The following is an 18,984-nucleotide window of genomic DNA, read 5'->3' as shown; positions in this document are numbered from 1 at the left end:
TCATGGCCAAGCGAATCGACGTCAAAGACCTGGACATCTACTACGGCAAGTTCCACGCCGTGGACAGCGTCACGCTGAACGTCCCGCCGCGGAACGTGACCGCGTTCATCGGGCCGTCGGGCTGTGGCAAATCGACCGTGCTGCGCACGCTGAACCGGATGCACGAGGTCATTCCGGGGGCCCGGGTGGACGGGCAGGTGCTGCTGGACGGCGAGGACATCTACGCCTCGGCGGTGGACCCGGTGCAGGTGCGGCGCACCATCGGCATGGTGTTCCAGCGGCCGAACCCGTTCCCCACGATGTCCATTAAGGACAATGTGGTGGCCGGGCTTCGCCTCGGCGGCAGCAAGAACCGCAAGGAACTCGACGAGGTCGCCGAGCGGGCACTGCGCGGCGCGAACCTGTGGAACGAGGTCAAGGACCGGCTGAACAAGCCGGGCGGCGGCCTTTCCGGCGGGCAGCAGCAGCGGCTCTGCATCGCGCGGGCGATCGCGGTGCAGCCGGACGTGCTGCTGATGGACGAGCCGTGTTCGGCGCTGGACCCGATCTCGACGCTGGCGATCGAGGACCTGATCGGCGAGCTGAAGAAGGAATACACGATCGTCATCGTGACGCACAACATGCAGCAGGCGGCGCGGGTTTCGGATCAGACCGCGTTCTTCAACCTGGCCGGCGTCGGCCAGCCGGGCAGGCTGATCGAGCTGAACGACACGGAGAAGATCTTCTCCAACCCGGACGAGAAGGCCACCGAGGACTACATCTCGGGCCGCTTCGGCTGATTCCACAGTGGACGGCCGCCCTGGCGCACTCCGCCAGGGCGGCCGTTGTGCTTTCCAGGCACTAAAAAACCGCCACCCCGCGATGGCAGGGTGGCGGTTTTCGCTGGCAACTCAGATGGTCAGGTCTTCGTCGTCGGAACCGTAGCCGGGCATCCGGCCGGTGACCACGAAAATCATCCGCTTGGCGACGGACACCGCGTGGTCGGCGTAGCGCTCGTAGAAGCGGCCGAGCAGCGTGACGTCGACCGCGGAGGCGACGCCGTGCGGCCATTCGCGGTCCATCAGCACGGTGAACAGGTGCCGGTGCAGATCGTCGACCTGGTCGTCCTCGGCTTCGAGGTCTTTGGCCGCGGAGACGTCCTTGGTCTTGATGATCGCCTCGACCTGGCGGGCGAGGTTGACCGCGGCACGGCCCATCTCGGCGAAGTACGGCTTGACGGCTTCCGGCAGCACCGGGTCGGGGTGGCGGCGGCGGGCGGCCTTGGCGACGTGCAGGGCGAGATCTCCCATGCGCTCCAGGCTTTCCGCCGCGTGGATGGCGGCGAGCACGGTGCGCAGATCGGTCGCGACCGGAGCCTGCAGCGCGAGCAGGGCGTACGCCTGCTCCTCGCATTCGGCGCGCGCGTCGTCGACCTTCGCGTCGTCGCTGATCACCTGCTCGGCGAGGCCGAGGTCGACCTCCAGCAGTGCCTTGGTGGCCCGCTCCATGGCGTCGGCAACCTGGACCGACATCGCGGCCAGGTTTTCGGCGAGCTGATCGAGTTCGACATGGTAGGCCTCACGCATGAGCACACCCTACGACGTGGACTGCCCGAATACCGCATCGCTGGGTGAACCGCGTGTGAACCCCGGCTAACGAATCCGAAGTGCTCAACCGGTATTGGTGCTCTTGCGCGAATCCCCGCTGGCGGGCGGCGGTGCGTTGGCGGCGGTTCCGGCGGGCTGGTTGCCCGGGAGCGGAGTGTTGTCGCGCAAGGCGTCGAAGAGGCTCTTGGTCCTCTCCTGGATCAGGACTTCGTTGCCGCGCTTGTTCGGCAGGCCGACGGTGGGCACGGTGAGGAAGTTGATGTTGGCCGGGTCGAGTCCGCGCATCGACTGCGCGAGCGTCATCATCTGCTGCACGCCGAGGTTGTCGCCGAACGTGGCGTGCGCGAACGCGGTGATGAAGCCGGACAATTTGCCTGGATCCAGCACGACGTCCGAAGACATGACCTTCTTGAGCAGCGCTCCGATGAACGCCTGCTGCCGCTTGATCCGTCCGTAGTCGGAGGTCGGGTCGCCCTTGACGTGCCGCGCCCGCACGTAACTGAGCGCCTGGTCGCCGGAAATGGTGACGTCGCCGGTTTCGGCCAGCACCTTGCCGAGCACGGTGTCGTCGATCGGTTTCTCGTTGTGCACGGTAACGCCGTGCACCGCGTCGACCATTTCCTTGAACCCGTTGAAGTCGATGCCGACGAAGTGGTTGATCCGCAGGCCGGTGACTTTCTGAATCACCTTCGTCATGCATTGCGGCCCGCCGACCGCGTAGGCGGTGTTGAGCTTGGCGGTCTTCTGCTCGCGCACGACCTCGTCGGTGGTCTGCGATTTGGCCGGATCCCACCGATTGCAATCCGGCCGGTCGATCTCGAGGTCTCGCGGGAACGAAACGACGACAACTCGTTTCCGGTCCGCGGGAACGTGCGCCACCATCACGGTGTCCGACCGCGCGCCGGGAATGTTGGACGCGTCCCCGACATTTTCTTCGGACGAAGCTCCGTCCCGGGAATCGGAGCCCACCATGAGAAAGTTTTCGTCGTTGGCCTGTGCTTCGGCGTTCTGAATGTCGGAAGAGTTCTCGTCCAGCGCGGACACCTGAGCGAATTTGGCGTCAAACCAGGTAACCGCGCCCCACGCGACGCCGGTGCCGATGAAGATGAGCACCACGACCACGATCAACGCGATCCGGCCGATCCGGACGTTGCGCGCGGTATGCCGCTGTTTCTTTTCCTGGAGCCGGGTCTGCTCGGGCTTTTCGGCGGGCTGTTCTTCTTCCTCGTCTTCCTTGTCCAGCAACACAACCCGCTGCAACGCGGTCCGGGTCTGCTCGAACAACGCCATCGAGCGAGTAGTGAGCCGCTCCCGCCGCTCCCGGCGCTTCGCCTCTTCCGCCGCGGCATCGTCGTGCGCGGCCGAGAACCGAGCGAGACTGTGATCGATCTTGCGACGGTACTGAGTCGCCTCGTCGATCGCCTCCATCTCGTCGGTCATGGTGAGCGGATCCATCTCCGCCCGAACCGCCGCGGCCGGCTTCACCGGAGGCCGCCGAGGCCGCTTGCCATTCGGCCCCTCGACAGCCGGACTCAGCTGGGTGCGCTCCGGGTCGGCGGAGGGTTTCGCCGCCGGGCTGAACTGAGTGCGTTCGGGGTCGGCGACCTCCGAGCTGAGCGGAGCCTTCGCGCCGAGCCCGATCCCCTTGACCGGGGTGAACTGCGTCCGATCCGCTGCGAGCGCAGCACCGACCGGCGGCTTGCCGTCCAACGCCGGGCTGAGCTGGGTCCGCTCGGGTTCTGCCTCGCCCTGCGGCCGCGCGTTCGGCGCGGGCCTGCGCCGGAGACGGCCGCCTTCCGCTGCGGGGTTGCGCTGCGGACGTTCGCCGTCCAGGGCCGGGCTGAGCTGAGTGCGTTCTGGATCGGGGCCGCGCCGGGGTCGTTCGCTGTTGATGGCAGGGCCGCGCCGTGGAGCGTCGTCCACCGCGGGGTCGGCCACGTCGAGCGTCGGATTGAGCTGAGTGCGTTCGGGGTTGCGGCCATCGTCCGGCACTGGGCCGCGGCGGGGCCGTTCGCCGTTGACGGCAGGGCCGCGCTGCGGGGCGTCGTCCAGGGCCGGGCTGAGCTGGGACCGTTCTGGATCGGGGCCACGGCGCGGTCGTTCGCCGTTGACGGCAGGGCCACGCCGTGGAGCATCGTCCACCGCGGGGTCACCCCCGTCGAGCGCCGGGCTGAGCTGAGTCTGCTCAAGCTCCGGAACCACGGCCGGACCACGCACCGCGCCCGGCCCGCCGCGCTCCAGATTCGGCGGGCCGACTCGCCCGCGCCCTGGCCTCTTCGGCCCCGGAGCCTGCCCGTTAGGTCCTTGACCAGCCTGCTTGCCCCGGAGCTGGTCCGGCTCAAGCGCCGGGCTCAGCTGTGTCCGCTCAAGCTCGTCCTCGGGTTCTGGCCCGCCGCGCACACCGTCGACACCGGGCCGCCGTGGACCCGCCACTGGCCGTCCAGGCACGCGGTGCCCGCCGGAGTCCTGTCCGGCCGTTCGCGGCCCGTCGGGCAGTGCCGCCTCGGGACTGGCAATCGGCTGCCCAGCAGCTTCGGGCCCGACCGCCCGTCGCCGCGCGGGACCGGGCATTCGCTGCCCACCCGCGTCCGGACCGGGCACGCGGTGCCCGCCAGAGTCTTGTCCGGGCTTCCGCAGACCCTCGGGATCGACCAGCGCCTCGGGACCAGTTACCCGTGGCTCAGCAGGCCCAGATCCGCCAGGAATCCGCGGCCCGCTTTGCCCCTCCGGCCCCGCCGCGCGCTGCACGTCCGATTCCGAGCCAGGAATCCCCTGCCCAGGAGCGTTCTCCGCACCGTGCGGCCGCCGAGGCCCAGGCGGCTCCGGCGAAACCGGAACCCCGCCACCCTGCCGAGGCCGAGGCGGAAGCCCATCCGCCCTCCGACGCCGCGCCCTCGGCTGCTCAACGCTCCCTGGCAGCCCACCGTCCTCCGCCGGACGGGGTTCGCCCACTCCGGCGGTCCCCCGCGGCCGAACCCGCCCGACCGGTTCCGCCTCAGCCCCCATCGCACGAGAGCCACCCGGCTCCCCGCGACCAGCTACCTCGCCCGGCCCTTCGACCAGACCACCGGCGACTGTCTCGTCAGCCCGCCTAACCCCACCCAAGTCATCGCGCTGAACCCGAGACTCGTCCTCAACACCAGTATCCAGCGCAGCATGCCGAGTCTGCCCGCGAACGTCGCCAGCCCGACGCCGACCACCCGGCGCCACGCGCCCCTCAAGCCCTTCACCCGGCCCAACCCGATAAGGCCCAGTCTCCCGACGCCGTCTGCCGCCGCCCGACTCGCCCAGAGCATCCGCACCGGCAGCGTCCGGGTCACCGGCAGGCACCGGTCCGCCAAGAAGCGCGCGCCCACCCACTCGCGCAGGCCCCGCGCTGTCGACGTTCCCCTTGGCCCGACGTCCGCCAAGCAGACCAGCATCCTCACCCGCCCCGTTGGCGTGGGCTCCCAGCGCGGGTACGTCGTCCGCAGGCCCGCTCGCGCCGTCGCCGGGCTCGAAAGCTACCTCTCGGCTGTGCCGATTGCCGACACCATTTCCCAGATCACCGTCGTCTGCCGTCCCGCGGTGCCGGTTGGCGCGCCCGGTTGCCCGCCTGCCCACTGAATCAGCGTCGTTCCCGAGCGGCTCGCCGTGGCGTCCGCCAACTCCGTTGACCTGCCCGTTCGCCAGTCCAGCAGCTGGTGCCGCGTTGCCTTCCGCGGGCGCGCCGTAGAGAATGCCCACTCCGTTGGAGCGCCCGTTCGCGCGTGCGGCACCGCCTTCCGCAGGCGCAGCGTCGTCTTCGGCTGGCTCCCCGTGGCGTCCGCCGACCCCGTTGACGAGCCGCTTCGCGCGTCCGCCAGCTGGTGCGGCGTCGTCCTCAACCGGCTCCCCGTGGTGCCCGCCAACTCCGTTGACGAGCCGCTTCGCGCGTCCGCCAGCTGGTGCGGCGTCGTCCTCAACCGGCTCCCCGTGGCGCCCGCGAACCCCGTTGACGAGCCCCTTCGCACGTCCGCCAGCTGGTGCCGCGTCGTCCCCAACCGGCTCGCCATGCCGCCCGCCAACCCCGTTGACCTGCCCATTCGCCAGCCCGGTGCCCAGATCCGAGCTGTCGTCAGGCTCAGCGTGCCGTCTGCCGACCCCGTTGGCGTGCCCATTCGCCCGCCGCCGACCCGGTTCGGCAGGCAGCGCAGCGCGACCATTCGTCCCCAGGAACCCAGCGTCCGGTTCCGCCCGGCGCCGACCCGGCTCGGAGCGCTCGGCGTCCGCTCGGCGGCGGCCCGGCTCTGCCCGTCGGGTTCCTGGTTCCGCGAGCCGGTTCACCGGTTCCGCGGACCGCGTCCCGGGATCGTCGGCGAAGGCGGGCCGCTCTCCGGTGTGCCGCGCGACCACGTCGGACACGCTGATGCCGCCGTGAGTGTCCATCGAACGGCGGCGTCCGCCGCGGGGGCGCGCCGTGGTGTCGGAATGGCGACCGGTGCCGGGGGTGGTGCGCTCGTCGGGCACTCGGTCTCCTCTCGCACGTCAGGCGCCAGGCTGGGGCGGCTTACCTTTGAACACCCGGCGGCTTCACCGGGTCTCCCAGGACTCGTCGTACCGGGGGAGCTTTTCGTTATCGTACGGATACCCGCCGTTCGTGACGACACCCTCCCGCGAATTTCTTCACCATGAGTCGCCCTAAGGCGCACTGAAGCGGACGAACAGGTGAAGAACGGGTTCAGCGAATGGAGTAATCGCAGAGGTGCGTTACTCAGAGTGTGTAATTACTTGAGCGGTCTCGCGGTCGTGGAAAGCGACCTTGTTGCGTCCGGCCCGCTTCGCGGCGTAAAGGAGATTGTCGGCTCGGTGGAGCTGCCGCGGCCCGGATCCGGTGCCGTGCGCGAGGCCGACACTGATCGTCACCCGTAAGCCCGGCTGGAGTTCTGACCAGGGATGACGGGCGACTCGAAGGCGTGCGGCGTCGGCGACGCGGACGGCGCCCCGGTGATCGATACCCGGCAGGACGAGAGCGAATTCCTCGCCGCCGTACCGTGCGCAGAACGCATCGGCAGGCAGTCCCTCCTGCAGGAGATCGGCGACCCGGCAGAGGACGCGGTCGCCGAGAAGGTGACCGTACGTATCGTTCACGGACTTGAACCGGTCGAGGTCGACGAGGGCGACGGCCAGTGCGGCCGGGAGTTCAGGAAGTCGCTGATCGAGGTACCGGCGGTTGTAGCTCGAGGTGAGCGGATCGCGCAGACTGCCCGCTCGCGCGATGTCGAGCGCGGAGCGCAGGTGCCGGTAGGCTCGCCGCCAATCGCCGCGTGTCGCGAAGAGGTCCGCGATGGACTCGTGCAACGTGAGCAGGTCTGGTGCGGTGTCCCCTGTTCCGAGCTCGTCGTCCGCCGACACTTTGACCTCCGCCACTCCATCGTTTTCGTCGTAAAGGAGCGGTGGCTTGAGTGATCGGTACGGAAGAAGGTGAATTCCACTCAAGTGGACGACGGAGTTCCGCTGATGTCACGCAGCGCAGTTCTTCGCTCAGAGCCCGGAAAAGGGCTTCTTGTCCTTGAGCTGCGCGAATTGATCGCGAGCCCAGTAACTCGCGGCAGTCCCCGGATCTGTGATCCACCGTGTGTAATCAGCCCAGGAAATCCATCGCCAGTCGCCCACTTCTTCGGGATTCGGCCGCGGATCAACCTCCGTCCAAGCGGCGAACACCGGACAGAACTCGTTCTCCACGATCCCCTGGAAGGGCGGCGTGCGGTAGCGGTAAGTGGGCAGCACACACTCAAGGTCCTCGAGTCCGGCCAGCCCAAGCTCGTACGAAGCCCGCCGGCGCACGGCGGTCTCCAGCGCCTCGGCGGGAGCCGGGTGACCGCACACGCTGTTGGTCCACACCCCCGGCCACACCTTTTTGTGCAGGGCGCGCTGAGTGATCAGCAGGGCGTTGTCCGAACGGCGCAGGACATAGCAGGAGAACGCGAGGTGCAGCCGCGTCTCCGCGTGATGACTGGCGAGCTTCGGCCCGGTCTCCCCGGTCGGCACGCCGTCCTCGGTCACGAAGACAACGCGTTCGGTTTCGACTTCAGTGCTGGTGTCCACTCCGGATACTGAACACCACGCACCTGCCAGTCGATACCGCGAGGCGGGTGGCCGTTTCGCCCGATTCGAGTGCCGGGCCTTCACGCAACGCTCGGATTCCCAGCCCGCGCGACACCCGGCCGAACGACGGTGCGGGCAGGCCTGGCGTCACCGGCTGCCGAGGTGCTCCACGATCAGCGAGGTCAATGCCTCCGGCGCTTCTTCCGCTACCCAGTGCGACACCTCCTCCAGCATCTCGAACCGGTACGGCCCGGTGCACCAATTCGCCGTGTCGAGCGCCGCGGTGGAACCGAAGGCGACGTCCTCTGTGGACCAGACGTACATCGTCGGCACCGAGACCTTGCCGATCTTTCCGCCCGGACGCCCGGCCCGGTACCAGTTCAGCGCGGCGGTGAGCGCGCCTGGCTCGGACAACCGCTGCACGTACTCGTCGATCTTGCTCGGCGGGATGCGTCGGTCGAAGATGTCGCGCAGCGCCTTGGCATTGTCGGCCAGCATGCGGCGCTCGGTCGCGGGAGTCTGCCGCCACTCCGTCATATAGGCCGACCGCAGGTGCTGGTCCTCGTCCGTCCGCATCGCCTCGGCGAGTGCCCCCGGATGCGGCGTGGACACCACGGTGAGGCTGCGCAGCCGCTCCGGGTGCTCGTCGGCCGTCCACCACGCGACCGCGCCGCCCCAGTCGTGGCCGACCAGGTCGAACTTGCTCCAGCCGAGCGTGTCGGCCATGGCCACGACGTCGGACACCAGCGTCGTGATGCCGTACTCGGCCGGACGCTCGGGCCGCACGTCCGGTGAGTACCCGCGTTGATCCGGCGCGACCGCCCGGTAGCCGAGCACGCCGAGCGTCGCCACCTGGTGCTCCCACTCCACGGCGGCCTGGGGAAAGCCGTGCAGCAGCAGTACCGGGCGGCCGTTCTCGGGGCCGGCGGCGATGGCGTCGAAGGATCCCGCGTCGGTCGGGATGGTCAGCTGGTCGATCACGAGACGCACTCTACGGACCGGCACCGACAGTTTCGGCGGTCTCGCGCCGACACTGTGATCTGAGCTACTCGGGAACAAATAAGTTGAGTCGGTCGTTGGCAACTTTGCAAGGCTTGGTCAGCGCCCCAGCAGCTGGCCGCAGTTGTCCGAAAGGGGATTCGACATGCTGATCCGCACCGACCCGTTCGCCCAGTTCGATCGCCTGACCCAGCAGTTCTTCGGTGGTCAGGGCACCGCGCCGCGCTCCGTCCCGATGGACGCCTACCGCGCCGGCGACGAGTACGTGGTCCAGTTCGACCTCCCGGGTATCGCTCGCGACTCCATCGACGTGAGCGTCGAGCGCAACGTGCTGACCGTCCGCGCCGAGCGCACGCCGGTCGCGGTCGAGGACGCGCAGATCCAGGTGTCCGAGCGCCCGCGCGGCAAGTTCTCGCGCCAGCTGTTCCTCGGCGACACGCTCGACACCACGCGCATCGCCGCGGACTACGTCGACGGCGTGCTGACGCTGCGCATCCCGGTCGCCGAGAAGGCCCAGCCGCGCAAGATCACCGTCGGCGGCGCGCCGCAGGAGATCGACGCCTGAGGTTGTGAACAAGGTTGTCCCCAGGTTGTCCACAGTGGGTTGTGGATAACCTGGGGACAGTTGCTATCTGCGCAGGCCAGCTGTGGATATTCGGCGTCGAGGACGAAGTGCTCCACACCGAGCGCGCTTGAACCTCACCAGGCACATTCAGCCGAGCGCGGTGCGGCTTGGCCGTCGGGCGCGCTCGGGGCCGCGCGGTTGCTGGCGGTTCGGCTAGGTGCCGAGTTTTATGGGGCGCTGCATCGACTTTCCTGGCGCACGGGAAGCCACCGGCCTCGGAGCCGTTGCCACGTCTAGCGTTCCGCGATTGGGTGCCGCTTCGAACGATCGCGCCATGATGCCGGAAGGCGCTCACCTAGCGCGGGCGCCGCGATCCGTCGGCGAATTCGCTCGTGATCTCGACAGCGGCAGTGATGGTGCACCCGCAACCCGCCTGTCGTCGAGGCGCTCAAGCAACCCGCGGACCGGGCAGCCTTGCGCTCAGCCGCCGGAGTGCATGTCCTCGGCCTCGGGGACGCAGTCGTCGTCCGGGTCGTCGAGCCAGCCGTGCGGGAGCGTCACCTTGCCCGGCGAGCCCTGCCGCCCGCGCGGGCCGGTCGCGGCGCTCGGGAACGGGGCGTCGTGGTCCAGCTGCGCGATGAGGTCGTCCAGCTGGTTCAGGCTCGTCACCATCGCGAAACCGCGCCGCAGCTCGGACCCGACCGGAAAGCCCATCAGATACCACGCCATGTGCTTGCGGATGTCGCGCATGGCCTTGTTGTGGCCGTCGTGCTCGATGAGTAGTTCGGTGTGGCGGCGCAGGACGCGGGCGACTTCGCCGAGGTTCGGCCCCGCCGGAATCTCGCGCCCTTGGAAGGCGGCTTCCAGCTCACCGAACAGCCAGGGCCGGCCGAGGCAGCCGCGCCCGACGACCACGCCGTCGCAGCCGGTCTCGGCGACCATGCGGAGCGCGTCGTCCGCGCTGAAGATGTCGCCGTTGCCCAGCACCGGAATGCTGGTAACCGCCTCTTTCAGCGCCGCGATCTTCGTCCAGTCGGCTTGCCCCGAGTAGCGCTGCGCGGCCGTGCGCGCGTGCAAGCTGACGGCGGCCGCGCCCTCAGCTTCGGCAATCCGCCCGGCGTCGAGGAACGTGTGGTGATCGTCGTCGATGCCGACGCGGAACTTCACGGTGAACGGAACACCGCCCTCAGCCGCCGCCTTCGCCGACTCGCGCACGATGTCCGCGAACAGCCGCCGCTTGAACGGCAGCGCCGCGCCACCGCCCTTCCGCGTCACTTTCGCGACGGGGCAACCGAAGTTGCTGTCCACGTGGTCGGCCAGGCCCTCGCCGACGATGATCCGCACGGCCTCGGCCATGGTCTTCGGATCGACTCCGTAAAGCTGCATGGACCTCGGCTTTTCGTTCTCGCCGAAGGTCATCATGTGCATCGTGCCGGGGTGCCGCTCGACGACCGCGCGGGCGGTGATCATCTCGCACACGTAGATGCCCGCGCCGTACTCCTGGCAGAGCCGTCGGAACGCCACGTTGGTGATGCCCGCCATCGGAGCGAGCACGACGGGAGGATCGACCTGGTAGGGACCGATCTTCAACGTGGGCGCGGTCAACGTGGCAGTCACTCTTCCATTGTCGCCCGTGACGTACGGCACACGCATCCGGGCGGGTCGGTGGTCGCGAGACCATCTCGTGTCCAGCCTTGAGTAGTGCTACGGATCCGATCTTCGTGCCGTTTCGCCGACGCTGTCCGGTATGACCACGGAAGCTGCAACGCTCCACCGCCTGGCCAGCGAACTGGACGACCTCGGCCGCCGCCTGACCCATGTAGGAGCCGAACTCCGCGCGGTGCGTCCCCTGCCCGAGTCGACTGCTGGCGAGCCTGACGAGGCGTCCGGCTTGGCCACGGCGACAGGTTCCGAGCCGACGCCTGGCGTTCCGGACGGCCGTGCCGAGGTGTCCGACCTGGACGCAGCGGCAGATTCCGAGCCGACGCGGGGCGTTCCGGGAAGCCGCGCCGAGGCACCTGGCCTAGACGCAGCGGCAGACTCCCAGCCGACGCCTGGCCAGTCGGGCAGCCATGCGGGGTCGGCAGAGTCGGCCGGAGAAGCGTCGCAAGCGGCCTATCCGCCGGGCGTCGCTCAGTCCACCAGTGGCGACCACCCGGCCGCGCAGGGCTCTCCCGACGCGCCGGGCCAGGCTACTGCGCCAGGCGAGGCTGCCGCGCTTGGCAAGGACGCCGAGCCTGACCGCGCTTCCGGATCAGACCAGCCTCCTGCGCCTGGCCACCCTGCCGCGCAGGGTTACCCGACGACTGCTCCGGGCTACGCGCCCGCTCCGGGCTACCCGGCTGCGCAGGGCACGGGTCCCTACCTGTACCCGGCCTACGCGGCCGCGCACCGGACAGCGTTCCACCCCCACCCGGGCTACTACCCGTACAACCCTTACGCAGCTCCGTATTCCGCCCAAGCTATGACCGGCGCGACCCACCTGTCGACGCCTCAACCCGGGACTGGACAACCCGCCGCTGGCGATGACGCCGCCGGACAGTCTCCCGCCCAACCGGGCCAAGACCAACCCGCCACCAACCGATCCGCTGACCAGTTCGCCGCCGGGCAGTCAGCCCAAGAACTCCCGCACGCAACTGCCCAACGTCCGCAGCACGGTCAGCCGCCCTACGCCCAGTCGCCATACGGTCAACCGCTCTACGGACCGCCGCACTACACCCCATCACCGACCCTCCGCGAGCGACTCGGTCGCGAAGGTGCCGGTTCGCGGTTGCTGGCGTGGATCGGCGGCGCGGTGACGTTGCTCGGCGTTGTCCTGCTACTGATTCTGGCCATTCAGCGCGGCTGGCTCGGTCCGCTGCCGCGGGTGGCCGTCGGCGCTGCGTTCGGCGGGATCCTGGTCGGCGCGGGCGCTTGGCTGCACCGCAAACCGGCTGCACGCACCGGAGCGTTCGCTCTCGTCGCCACTGGAATCGCGACGCTCTACCTGGACACTGTCGCTGCCACCTCCTTGTACGATTTCCTTCCAGTTCCCGCCGGACTCGCGGTCGGCTTGGCGATCGCGGTAGGCGGCCTTGTGCTTGCGGTCAAATGGGATTCCTCTCTCCTGGCCAATGCCGTGGTGGGAGGTTGCGGAGTGTGTGCGCCCCTGATCACTTGGGGCTTCACCGATGAACTCGTGACGTTCCTTCTCATGATCCAGATCGCGACCGTCCCTGTCCAGCTTCGACGGGCATGGTGGCCCCTTTCGTTTACTGCAGCCATTCCTCCCTTGACAACGGCGCTGATCGGTATCGGGCTACGCACCTTGCCGGTCTGGGCAGTGATCACTGCTGGCGCGGTCAGCGCGGCGTCGGCGCTGATTGCGTTGCGGCGCAACGACAATGAGCCTTACTCGCTGTCCGTTCTCGCCGTCGCTCCGTTGCCGGTACTGGTCGCCGCACTGGTGCTGCACAAGCCGGAATCCGTGCTCCTGGCGGGTGGAACGGCGGTCGTGCTTATCGCGACCTGGACCATCGTGCGAGGGAATTCCGGTACCGTCGCGGGAATCGCGGGACTCGTCGCCGCGATGCAGGCGACCGTCACGCAGTTTGATGGCGGGACTGTCCTGCTCGGCGAAGCGGTAGTGCTCGCGTTCGCGGCGAAGTTCGCTCGAAACCGGTTCGCGCTAGGCGGTTCTCTCACCTTCGCGGTGATCGGCGGACTGATCGCGCTCGGGTCCGATGTGAATCCAGCTCTGCTGGTGCTCCCGCATTGGCATCCGCGCGAGCTTCTTCTTACTGCACTGGTTTCGGCCGCGCTTCTTCTCGCCGCGGCGATCGCCCTGCCGTGGGCGGCGATTCGGCTCAACGTGGTGAAATCGGCCAGCCTCGCACCATGGGTTCCCGCGGGATTGTGTGCGCTCTACGGCGCTGCTGGACTGGTGCTCGCCGCGTCCATGCTCATAGCCCCTGGTCGCGTCGGGTTCCTGGTCGGACACACGCTCGTCACGGTTTCCTGGACCGTGGTGGCGTTCGTCCTTCTCCTGCGCGGGATCGAGGTGGTCGCGTTGCGAATCACCGGGCTGGTGCTGGTGGCAGCTGCGGTAGCGAAGCTCGTGTTGTTCGACCTCGCCGCGCTGGACGGGTTGGCGCGCGTGGGCGCGTTCCTCGGCGCCGGGGTGATCCTGCTCGTGGCGGGTGCCCGGTACGCGCGGGTTGTCGCGTCGCGCTGAACTTGCGAGAAGTCCCCCGATCCGGGGAATCGAGATTGACCTCGGATCGGGGTTTTTCCTTGTGTACCAGCAAAAATTAGTTCATGCGGACATGGTCGAGGATGGCTCGCGAAAGACTCGGCGCGGGCCGCCGGGGCAAAACTGTCGGTGGCTCGTGGTTACCTGGGAAACCTACCGAGGAGGTATCCGATCATGACCTACAGCCACGACCCGAAACTCATTGAACGTGCAGGCGAATCCGTCGCCTGGCTCACCACCGTCACTCCGAGCGGACGCCCCGCGCCGCGGCCGGTCTGGTTCGTGCTCGACGGCGAGGACATCGTGGTTTTCAGCCGGCCCGGAACGGCCAAACTGCGACACCTCGCCGCCAACCCGGAGGTGAGTTTCCACCTGAACAGCGACGAACACGGCGGAAGCATCATCGTCGTCACCGGGCGCGCGCACGTCGACGAAGCCAAAGCCTCCGAAGCCCCCGGCTACTTGGCGAAGTATCAACGGCACTACGCCGGTATCGGGTTCGCCGACCCCGCTGCCTTCGACGCCGACTACTCGGTCCGGATCCGGATCGTGCCCGAGAAGTCCTGGGGGTTCTGAGGACAGCTCCGTATTTAGAAGCCGACGTCCAGGCAGGCCAGCCGTCCACCCGCGGTTCCGGCGTGCCCAGGATCGGTATGGGTGTGGGTTTCGTGGATTACCACGGACTTCGCTCGCCGCACATCGAATGTCCAGTCCACAATGGAGGTTGCATGACCGATGCCTGAGCGGTCGGTGGTGAAGTCGAGCCAGATCTCGTTGCGCGGGTTGGCATAGGCCGGATCCACCGAAGGCTTCACCGGGTCCGGCACGTGCTGGAAGTGTCCGCCCGCGGCATCACCGGTGGCGCCGCAGGAGTTCACATGCGCGTGTGCGCCGTATTCGTGCTGCGGCAGGAGGCCGCTGATCACCAGCACGGTGGTGGTGCCGACGCGACTGGCGGACAAGGCAGAGACGTGCGCCTTTGCTCCGACTGGCACGAGATCCGGACGGTAGGTGACGGCTTGGCTGCCTGGTGCGTATGCCGCGAAGGTGCCGTGGGCAAAGGTGAAGTGCAGCGGCGAGGGCGTAGCCGGAGTGGCTGCGGCGGAGGTGGTCGAGAGGCTCGTGACGGAGAGACCGGCGGCGAGGGCCGCGGAAAGAAACTTAGGGAGGAAACGCATGAAACTTCTCTAACCAGTCGGCGTGGGCTGTGCCATGTTCTCCACTCGAACGTGTGGAGGTCGCCCGAACCCTGGGACGGCCTTCCGCGCGGGGGCCTGAGGTGCGTTGGGTCGCCGGAGGGTGTCCGGGCCGGCCAGATGCAGGCGTGGGCCGAGCTGGGCGAGGTCTGGATACCTGTCCGGATGTCGTGGCGTGGTGCTGACGCTGGTCGTGGCGTCGCTCAGGTGGCCTGGTGCGTTTGGAGCGCGCTTCGCGTACGAGAGCGGCCTGGTCGAGCACAGCGGGCTCGGAGGGCGGTTTCGGCGGACGCGAAGGTCGCCTGGCTGGCCTGGTGAGTTTTCGGGCGTTGCCGCGGTGGGTACTTGGCAGCGTGGCAGCGTCGGACTTGCCCCGGCGATGCTTCGGCGAGCACCGGTGGAGCCTGACATGCCTGACGACCCGAACAGCGCGATGGGGTTCGACGGCCGTCGCGCGGACGACCGTGGATCGGCAGGCGCCAGCGAACCGGTTGAGGCCAGTGGGCAGTCGGAGCACAGTGGACCGGCGGACTCCAGCGAGCAGGCCAGTGGTGGCGGCTCAAGAGGCCACGGCTCGGCCGACGGAGTCCTGGGCAGCGGCGTGGCCGACGATGGTTCGATTGGTGAAGGCCTGAGCAACGACGGCTCGGTCCATGGCTGGCTGGCGGGTCGTGCTGCCCCAGTGCGAGCTGGCGGGCGGGAGCGGGCTGGTGGATCGGCAGCGGCTCGCCGGTCGTCGCGGGTCGGCGGGCCGGACGAGGTCAGTGGGTCGGCGGAGGTCGGTGGGCTGGACGAAGTCAGCGGGTCGCCGCAGGTCGGTGGGCTGGACGACGCCAGTGGATCGGCGGAGGCCGATGGGCCGGACGAGGTCAGTGGATCGACGGAGGCCGGTGGGTTGTCACCGGCTGGCAGGTCGGCAGGTGCCAGCGGCTCGGCGGAGGCCAGTGGCTCCTCGGCGGACGCCAGCGGTTCGGCCGAGGTCAGCGAACCGGCGCAAGTCGGCAGCCCGGCACAAGGCGCCGAGTCGATGGAGGTCGGCGACGACGTCGAGCACACCGGCGAGACGCGGAACCAGATGCTGCAGCGGAACGTCGGCGAGTTGCTGCAGGAGTTGCGGGTCGCGCAGGCAGGAGTCCAGATCCTGTTCGGCTTCCTGCTGTCGGTGGTCTTCACCGGCCGGTTCCACGACGCCAGCGGGTTCGAGAAGACGCTGCATCTGCTCGCGGTGCTGCTCACCGTCGCGGCGACGGCGTTGCTGATCGCGCCTGCGGCGTGGCACCGGATCCTGTTCCGGGCTGGGCGGCGCGAGCAGATCCTGCGGGTCGGCAACCGGGTCGTGCTGGTGGGGTTTGGGTGTCTTGCCGCGGCCATCACGGTGACGGTCGCGCTGATCGCGAAGGTCTCGTTCGGGCCTGTCGCGATGGGGCTCGTCGGCGGGATGGCGGTGGTGCTGTTCGGACTGCTGTGGTTCGCGGTGCCGGGCATGCTCAGCGGCGACCAAAGGCGACGCGACGGTCACTGAGCGGCGTCGGACGTCGTCCGGCGTTTGTCCTGCACAGGACAGAAACGGCGGGGGCGCGGAGCTGTTCATCGAGCCGTCGGCAATTGTTGCCGTGGCGGTCGGGACCGGCCCGTAGCTTCCTGCTCGTGACTGATTCTTCACGGCGGAACTTCCTGCGCGGTGCCGGAATCCTCGGTGCTGGCGCGGCGGTGTCCGCGCTTCCTGGTCTGAACGGGATCGCCGCGGCCGATCCCAGTGTCGCTCGGCGGCCGGACGGTGACAGCCCGCGGTTCACGATCGCGGTCATGCCGGACACCCAGTACCTGTTCGACGAGGACCGGGGCGACTCGGCACCGGTGGACGCTTCGCTGTCGTACGTGCTGCGCCACGCGCACGACGACAACGTTGTCTTCCTCGCGCACCTTGGCGACCTCACGCAGAACGGGCAGGCAAGGGAGTTCGCTGGCATCAGCCGGTCTTTCCAGGTGCTCGACCGGTTCCGCTTCCCGTACAGCACGCTCGCGGGCAACCACGACATCGACGGTTCCACCGACGATCAGCGCGGCCGGACGCCGTACCTCGACGCGTTCGGTCCGCAGCGGCAACGGAACTCGCCGACGTTCCGTGGGTCCTCGAAGGACGGCTACAACACCTACCACGTGTTCCGGGCCGCCGGCCGGGAATGGCTTGTGCTCGCGATGGACTGGCGTCCGTCGGCGGGCGGGTTCGCGTGGGCGAAGCAGGTTCTCGCGCAGCATCTGCGGATGCCCGCCATCTTGACGATCCACGAGCTGGTCAACTCCGACGAGCAGGGCAAGGCGTTCCTGTCCGACTTCGGCAAGCAGGTCTGGGACGAGTTCGTCAACGAAAGCGACCAGATCTTCCTGACGCTCAACGGCCACTACTGGCCGCCGGCCCGCCTGGTGAAGCGCAATGCCGCCGGCCACGACGTGCACCTGCATCTCACGAACTACCAGGACCGCTACTACGGTGGCAGCGGCATGATCCGGCTGTACCAGTTCGACGTCGCGCGCGGCGTGATCGACGTTCGCACCTTCTCGCCGTGGCTCGACGGCCGGCGCGACCTCAGCGAACTCGAGCGGGTCGAGGCTGAGCGCAGCACCGACGTCGACTACTTCAGCATCGACATCGACTTCGACCAGCGGTTCGCCGGTTTCGCGCCCGTTCCGGTGCCGCTAGCCCGCCCGGTGCAGCCGCAGCTCGTGCCGGGCACCGTCGCGTACTGGCGGTTCGAAGGCGGGCGCGCGGGCGCTGCGGTGCCGGACAACGTGCTGATCAAGGACCTCACCGGTCGCGGCAACGACCTGCGTCGCGCGACCGTGCCGGGCAGCGGGCCCGCCGCGCTGACCTACTCGGCGGATTTCTCGCCCCGCCAACCGTCGCGGGCGAGCCTTCGGTTCGACGGCGCGCGCAACCCTGGCCGCGGCGCGTATCTCCAAACCGTCGACAGCGCTCCGATGAACAGCCTGACCTTCCAGCGTGGCTACACGGTCGAGGCCTTCATCCGCCTACCCGAAGACTTCCGCGACGGCACCCACGGCTGGTGCGGCATCTTCGCGCGCCTCGGCAGCGGCGGCGCGGCCGGGAAGTCCGGCGACGACCCCAACGAGTCGGCCGCGACGTTCAGCGTCTCGGACGGCGCGGAGCTGCAGTGGGCGGTGTTCCCGTTGAACCAGAACGGAATCTCGACCAACTGGGGCCACGAACTGCCGCTGGCGAAGTGGTGGCACGTCGCGGTGGTCAACGACGGACGGCGCAGCACGCTGTACGTCGACGGTTGTCCGCTGCTGCGCAACCCCAAGACGCCGGCGATCGGCCTCGCGAACCCGGGCGGCAGTTGGCTGCTCGGAGCGTCGTCGTACCGAGGCAAGGTGGAGCGCAGCTTCTACGGCGAGATCGGCGAGGCCCGCGTGGTCGACCGGGCGCTGGCTCCGCGGGAATTCCTGCTGGGCTGATAAGCCGCGCCGATCGACCGCTCGGCAATTGCGAAGTCGGGGATGGATGCGGGCCGACTTGGCGGCGGAAGGCCGGTGCGGAATCTTCGGCCCATTATTCCGATTGCGCGGTGGGCGCAATCGAGAACTGCGGCCGTTCGGAGGCATTAGTGAAACTGATGGCTTCGGCCGGTCGGTCTAATCAGCGAAGGACTGTAATAGTCATCTTGAAGTAGTATCGGAGGGGGATGAATTCGTTCTGAGATGAGTCGCAGCCCTGTGCCGGTGATCGGGATCGGGCTCTTTGTGCGAAGGCGTTGCGCGGAAGATGCGTCGAAATCGGCGAGCGTTCCCTTGCCGGGGACTGGGGCAGGGAACGTCGGGTGTGCGGCCGAGGGCTGGCCAGCGGCGGTGCTGGGCGATCGGTCAGGCTGGTGGCGGGAGCCGTCAGCGTCGTTGCTGGGGCCGGTGGTCAGGGCGGCGCTGTCTGTCGCGCCAGCGTCGTTGCTGGAGCGGTGGGGTCGCGATCCCCGTGCTGGTCAGCGTCATTGCTCGACCAGCAGTGGGGCTGGGGTCGGTGCCGTGGCTGGACCTCGCCGCCGGTGCCGGGATTGGCGTTCGTGCCGTGTTTCCGAGGCTGGGACCAGTGCTGAAACCGAACCCCGGAGGAGGTGCTCGGCATCGGATCGGTCCGGCCAGAGCAAGCCTGAACTCGGCTGGTCGAGGCTGGGACACCCGCTGGGAGCGGCGGCCCTGGGCCACGCTTGCGGAACCGGGGGGGGGGGGGGGGGGGGAAAAAAAAAAAAAAAAAAAACACGACAACCGGAGAAAGAGACGGGCTTCTCCGCGACAACACCAACCCCAACAACAAGCGCAGAGAACAGA

Annotated in this window: 13 protein-coding genes; 6 read left to right on the top strand and 7 right to left on the bottom strand. The window is 68.5% G+C overall.

What is annotated here, in order from left to right:
- The first annotated feature begins 2 nt into the window (after positions 1-2).
- A complete protein-coding gene (pstB, locus tag ACZ63D_RS38280) occupies positions 3-779 on the top strand; it encodes a phosphate ABC transporter ATP-binding protein PstB (protein ID WP_465359221.1) in 777 nt (258 codons plus the stop codon).
- Between the two features lie 111 nt (positions 780-890).
- On the opposite strand, the gene phoU is transcribed toward pstB, so the two are convergent.
- The 5 genes from phoU to ACZ63D_RS38255 form a co-directional block, all read right to left on the bottom strand.
- Positions 891-1,565: a phosphate signaling complex protein PhoU gene (gene phoU, locus ACZ63D_RS38275; protein ID WP_465359220.1), complete on the bottom strand. Its 675-nt coding sequence runs from the start codon at positions 1,563-1,565 to the stop codon at positions 891-893.
- A gap of 84 nt (positions 1,566-1,649) precedes the next feature.
- Positions 1,650-3,041: an LCP family protein gene (locus ACZ63D_RS38270; protein ID WP_465359370.1), complete on the bottom strand. Its 1,392-nt coding sequence runs from the start codon at positions 3,039-3,041 to the stop codon at positions 1,650-1,652.
- A 3,273-nt stretch (positions 3,042-6,314) separates the two neighbouring features.
- Entirely contained in the window at positions 6,315-6,974 is a 660-nt protein-coding gene (locus tag ACZ63D_RS38265; protein ID WP_465359219.1) for a GGDEF domain-containing protein, read from the bottom strand.
- 114 nt (positions 6,975-7,088) lie between these two features.
- Positions 7,089-7,652 carry an isopentenyl-diphosphate Delta-isomerase gene (gene idi, locus ACZ63D_RS38260; RefSeq protein ID WP_465359218.1) on the bottom strand — a complete coding sequence of 188 codons (564 nt, stop codon included), beginning with the start codon at positions 7,650-7,652 and terminating at the stop codon, positions 7,089-7,091.
- Positions 7,653-7,799: 147 nt separating this feature from the next.
- The gene (locus tag ACZ63D_RS38255; RefSeq protein ID WP_465359217.1) at positions 7,800-8,633 is read right to left on the bottom strand and encodes an alpha/beta fold hydrolase; all 834 of its coding nucleotides are present in this window, start codon (positions 8,631-8,633) and stop codon (positions 7,800-7,802) included.
- A gap of 163 nt (positions 8,634-8,796) precedes the next feature.
- Here ACZ63D_RS38255 and ACZ63D_RS38250 point away from each other — a divergent pair, with 163 nt between their 5' ends.
- Complete coding sequence (locus ACZ63D_RS38250) at positions 8,797-9,216, top strand: Hsp20/alpha crystallin family protein (RefSeq protein ID WP_465359216.1); 420 nt, start codon at positions 8,797-8,799, stop codon at positions 9,214-9,216.
- A 480-nt stretch (positions 9,217-9,696) separates the two neighbouring features.
- Here the strand turns inward: ACZ63D_RS38250 and dusB are convergent, their stop codons facing one another.
- Positions 9,697-10,869 (bottom strand): tRNA dihydrouridine synthase DusB, encoded by a 1,173-nt coding sequence (gene dusB / locus ACZ63D_RS38245; protein WP_465359215.1) that lies wholly within the window; start codon positions 10,867-10,869, stop codon positions 9,697-9,699.
- Positions 10,870-11,986: 1,117 nt separating this feature from the next.
- Here dusB and ACZ63D_RS38240 point away from each other — a divergent pair.
- On the top strand, positions 11,987-13,429 hold the full coding sequence (locus ACZ63D_RS38240; protein ID WP_465359214.1) for a DUF2339 domain-containing protein: 1,443 nt from the start codon (positions 11,987-11,989) through the stop codon (positions 13,427-13,429).
- A gap of 192 nt (positions 13,430-13,621) precedes the next feature.
- On the top strand, positions 13,622-14,023 hold the full coding sequence (locus tag ACZ63D_RS38235; protein WP_465359213.1) for a TIGR03667 family PPOX class F420-dependent oxidoreductase: 402 nt from the start codon (positions 13,622-13,624) through the stop codon (positions 14,021-14,023).
- 14 nt (positions 14,024-14,037) lie between these two features.
- On the opposite strand, the gene ACZ63D_RS38230 is transcribed toward ACZ63D_RS38235, so the two are convergent.
- Positions 14,038-14,625 (bottom strand): superoxide dismutase, encoded by a 588-nt coding sequence (locus ACZ63D_RS38230; protein ID WP_465359212.1) that lies wholly within the window; start codon positions 14,623-14,625, stop codon positions 14,038-14,040.
- Positions 14,626-15,670: 1,045 nt separating this feature from the next.
- On the opposite strand from ACZ63D_RS38230, the gene ACZ63D_RS38225 reads away from it, so the two are divergent.
- Both ACZ63D_RS38225 and ACZ63D_RS38220 read left to right on the top strand, forming a co-directional pair.
- Complete coding sequence (locus ACZ63D_RS38225; protein ID WP_465359369.1) at positions 15,671-16,165, top strand: DUF6328 family protein; 495 nt, start codon at positions 15,671-15,673, stop codon at positions 16,163-16,165.
- Positions 16,166-16,290: 125 nt separating this feature from the next.
- Positions 16,291-18,120 (top strand): LamG-like jellyroll fold domain-containing protein, encoded by a 1,830-nt coding sequence (locus ACZ63D_RS38220; protein WP_465359211.1) that lies wholly within the window; start codon positions 16,291-16,293, stop codon positions 18,118-18,120.
- Positions 18,121-18,984: the final 864 nt, after the last annotated feature.

This window comes from Amycolatopsis sp. NPDC104775, from assembly GCF_055583325.1.
This window is presented reverse-complemented; position numbering and strand designations above follow the sequence as displayed.

Excerpts from the sequence above, each read along its gene's own strand:
- dusB (WP_465359215.1), bottom strand. The coding sequence starts at position 10,869 with ATGCGTGTGCCGTACGTCACGGGCGACAATGGAAGAGTGACTGCCACG.
- ACZ63D_RS38250 (WP_465359216.1), top strand. The coding sequence starts at position 8,797 with ATGCTGATCCGCACCGACCCGTTCGCCCAGTTCGATCGCCTGACCCAG.
- pstB (WP_465359221.1), top strand. The coding sequence starts at position 3 with ATGGCCAAGCGAATCGACGTCAAAGACCTGGACATCTACTACGGCAAG.
- phoU (WP_465359220.1), bottom strand. The coding sequence starts at position 1,565 with ATGCGTGAGGCCTACCATGTCGAACTCGATCAGCTCGCCGAAAACCTG.
- ACZ63D_RS38230 (WP_465359212.1), bottom strand. The coding sequence starts at position 14,625 with ATGCGTTTCCTCCCTAAGTTTCTTTCCGCGGCCCTCGCCGCCGGTCTC.
- ACZ63D_RS38235 (WP_465359213.1), top strand. The coding sequence starts at position 13,622 with ATGACCTACAGCCACGACCCGAAACTCATTGAACGTGCAGGCGAATCC.
- ACZ63D_RS38270 (WP_465359370.1), bottom strand. The coding sequence starts at position 3,041 with ATGGATCCGCTCACCATGACCGACGAGATGGAGGCGATCGACGAGGCG.
- ACZ63D_RS38225 (WP_465359369.1), top strand. The coding sequence starts at position 15,671 with ATGGAGGTCGGCGACGACGTCGAGCACACCGGCGAGACGCGGAACCAG.